The organism is Craterilacuibacter sp., from assembly GCF_051659485.1.
Classification (GTDB): Bacteria; Pseudomonadota; Gammaproteobacteria; order Burkholderiales; family Chromobacteriaceae; genus Craterilacuibacter.
In genome coordinates this window covers 1-3,436 of the sequence record NZ_JBOFOO010000428.1, presented here as the reverse complement: position 1 = coordinate 3,436, position 3,436 = coordinate 1, and the positions used below count along the sequence as shown (strand labels likewise).

The window sequence follows — 3,436 nt, the reverse complement described above, 5'->3', positions numbered from 1 at the left end:
CGTTCGGCCACCAGGAACAGGATGATAGGCCAGCCGACCAGAAAACCCATCGAGTAGATCAGGCCGTCGTAGCCCTTTTCGTACACCATGGCGGAAATACCCAGAAAGGAGGCGGCCGACATATAGTCGCCGGCAATCGCTAGGCCGTTCTGGAAACCGGTAATGCCGCCACCGGCGGTATAGAAGTCGGACGCCGATTTGGTCTGGCGTGCCGCCCAGTAGGTGACGCCGAGGGTGCCGGCGACGAAGATGAAGAACATGACGATGGCAGCGACGTTTAGCGGCTGCTTCTCGACTTCACCGGTCATGGCTTCACCAGCCATTACCAGTGCCGGTAGTGCGGCCAACAGGCCTGCGGTCAGGGAGGTCAGGCGAGCGTTCATTATTTGCGGGCCTCTTCAACGATTTGCTGGTTGAGGGTGTCGAATTCGCTATTGGCTTTTCGCGTATAGAGGCCGGTGAGCAAAAAGGCCGAAACGATGATGAATACACCGATCGGGATACCGATGGTGATGACTGAACCTTGGGCGATCGGCGTGCCGAGCAGCGTAGGTTTAAAAGCCAGAATCAGGATAAAGCCGTAGTAGATCAACAACATGATGGCCGACATTTTCCACCCGTAGCTGGTTTTCTTGTGAACCAGTTCGATGAACTTCGGGTTGGACTGTACTTTCTTGAGCACGTCCTCGTTCATTGTGTCCTCCTTGCTTTTGTAGGGGCGGTTCCGCTTTGGTGCCGCGTGAGAGGAATCTATGGGAAGTGCCTGTCTGGCGGCTAATCGCTTTTTTTGATTGAATAAATTTGTGTGACGAATGATGCATCGCAATAAGTCATAAAAATCAAAAGCTTGCCTTTGTGTTTATGCTCTATTTTGCCGTAAAAATATTATGTTTGAATGCGGTTTTTTTGCGGTTTTTCTTGTTGCGAACGTGCCAGTCGCAGACAATGCAATGGTAATATTTTGGTGCATGGTCAAAAGCAGACCAGCGCAAAGCTAAATAAAGGGGTAGGGATGGAAATTTATCAGCTGCGTACATTTGTGACCGTGGCACAGCAAGGGCATCTGACTCAGGCCGCCGAGTTGCTGCATTTGTCGCAGCCGGCAGTGACAGCCCAGATCAAGGCGCTGGAAGAAGAAGTGGGCATGCAGCTGTTTGACCGCAGTGCCGGTGGCGTCAGCCTGACGGTGGCCGGGCAGGCCTTGCTGCCGCAGGCACAGTCCATACTCGCCGCTTCGCGCGAACTGCTTAATCGCGCCAAAACCTTGAAGGGGCAGCTTGCCGGCAAGGCGAATATCGGTATTACCCTGACGCCGGATACCTTGCGCGTCGGGCCATGGGTTGCACGTCTGGTTGAGCGCTATCCTTTGCTGGATTTGCGGCTGCACCATGGCGTGACTGGCGATGTCTTGAATCTGGTACGCAAAAAAGAGCTGGATTGCGGTTTTTACTTAGGCAAAAACCCCTATGTCAATGTGACGACCGTGCCGCTGACACAGGTGCGCTTTCGCATCATCATGCCGCTAAGCTGGCAGGCGCGGGCACCGGAGATGAGTACCAAGGAGTTGGGTAAATTGCCGTGGATCGGGCTATCGCAGTTTTCCAGCCTGTCCAAAATCACCGCCGAGTTGTGGCGCGAGCTGAATATCTCGCCGCGCAAGGTTACCGAATGTGATCATTTATCGGCCTTGCAGGAGCTGGTGGTATCGGGTGTGGGCCTGGCGCTGGTGCGTGAAGACGATGCATTGCTGGCCGCACGCGCGGGGCAGGTTTTTGTCGTACCCGACATCGTCAAGCAGGCCGAGCTGCAATTTGTTTATCCGTCCGAGCGCGATGGCGATCCGGTACTGGACGCGCTGCTGTCCGAGCTGCGCCCGGTATGGGGTTTGCCTCCAGGCGTCAATGCCGCACTGCCGGCGCAATAACCGGATTGCCACTTGGGTGTTTGTCTGTTTGCTATCCCATTAGAATGGCAGGATGACGACACCGAATCCTTTGTTGCAGCCCGCCCGCTTCGCGGCGCTGCCCGCCTTTTTTCATACGCCGGTGCGGCCTAGCCCTTTGCAAGAGCCGCGTGTGGTAATAGCCAACACGGCATTGGCTCGCGAGATGGGGCTGGGTGAGACCGAATTGGGCGCGCCGGCGACTATCGCCTTGTTGTCCGGTCAGCCCATGCACGGTGGTGTCACGGCGCTGGCCACGCGTTACGGCGGTCACCAGTTTGGCGTGTGGGCCGGGCAGCTGGGTGATGGCCGCGCCTTGCTATTGGGGGACAGGCTGTGCCCCGATGGGCAGCGGCTGGAAGTCCAGCTTAAAGGTGCCGGGGTCACGCCATTTTCGCGTATGGGCGACGGGCGTGCGGTGCTGCGGTCCAGCATCCGCGAATACCTGTGTTCGGAGGCGATGCATGCGCTGGGGATTCCGACGACGCGCGCCTTATTGCTGACTAGCTCGGATGATCCGGTGTATCGCGAACGGGTGGAAAGTGCGGCTATTGTTACCCGGCTTGCCCCAAGCTTTATCCGTTTCGGTCATTTCGAACTGCTTTACCATCAGGGCCGGCATGAAGACATTCGTGTGTTGGCCGATTTTGTCATCGATCACTATTATCCCGAGTGCCGTCTCGAGCCCCAGCCTTACCGCGCCTTTTTTGCCGCGGTGCTCACGCGAACAGCCGGGCTGATGGCGGCCTGGCAGAGCGTGGGTTTCTGTCACGGGGTGATGAATTCGGACAATATGTCGATACTGGGGCTGACGCTGGATTATGGCCCGTTCGGTTTTCTCGACGGGTTTGACGCCGCTCATGTCTGCAACCATTCGGATCACAGCGGCCGCTATGCCTATCAGCAGCAGCCGCAAGTGGCCTTGTGGAATCTGTATTGTCTGGCAACATCCCTGTTGCCGGTGGTGAGCGAACCCGAGTTGCGTGCCGAGCTTGCGCGCTACGATGCGTGCTATCAAGCGGCTTACCTCACGCGTTTTCGTGCCAAGCTGGGTCTTGAACGTGAACAGACGGCTGATGCGGGCCTGATCGAAAGCCTGCTGCAGGCCCTGCATGCCGGTCGCACCGATTTCACGATTTTCTTTCGCACACTGGCCGGTTTTGATGTGCATGAAAATGCGGTCAATGCCGCGCTGCTGGATCTGTTTGTAGATCGTGACGCGGGCGCACACTGGCTGGCGCAATATCGCAGCCGTCTGCTTCTGGAAGACCGTAGCGCAGCCGCACGCCGTCTTGCCATGCTGGCGGTGAATCCGGCTTATGTACTACGCAATCATCTGGCCGAGCAGGCTATCCGCCAAGCTCAGGATGACGGCGACGATAGCGGCGTGCAGGCTTTGGCCGCGTGTCTGGCGCAGCCCTTTACCGAGCGTGCCGAGTTTGCTGCTTTTGCCGCCTTGCCCCCATCATGGGCCGCCGGTATTGAAGTGAGTTG

The 3,436-nt window shown here is 57.3% G+C and carries 4 protein-coding genes; 2 read left to right on the top strand and 2 right to left on the bottom strand.

What is annotated here, in order from left to right; translation table 11 throughout:
* Both ACRC1E_RS14375 and ACRC1E_RS14370 read right to left on the bottom strand, forming a co-directional pair.
* Positions 1–383 (bottom strand): sodium:solute symporter family transporter (locus ACRC1E_RS14375; protein ID WP_438515785.1); only part of this gene is annotated, 383 nt, incomplete at its 3' end.
* On the bottom strand, positions 383–694 hold the full coding sequence (locus ACRC1E_RS14370) for a DUF485 domain-containing protein (RefSeq protein ID WP_438515784.1): 312 nt from the start codon (positions 692–694) through the stop codon (positions 383–385). The genes ACRC1E_RS14375 and ACRC1E_RS14370, both read right to left, overlap by 1 nt.
* A gap of 318 nt (positions 695–1,012) precedes the next feature.
* Between ACRC1E_RS14370 and ACRC1E_RS14365 the strand changes: the two genes are divergently transcribed.
* The gene (locus ACRC1E_RS14365) at positions 1,013–1,924 is read left to right on the top strand and encodes a LysR family transcriptional regulator (protein WP_438515783.1); all 912 of its coding nucleotides are present in this window, start codon (positions 1,013–1,015) and stop codon (positions 1,922–1,924) included.
* A 52-nt stretch (positions 1,925–1,976) separates the two neighbouring features.
* Positions 1,977–3,436, top strand: a 1,460-nt coding sequence (locus tag ACRC1E_RS14360) for a protein adenylyltransferase SelO (RefSeq protein ID WP_438515782.1), incomplete at its 3' end; no start/stop codon positions are given.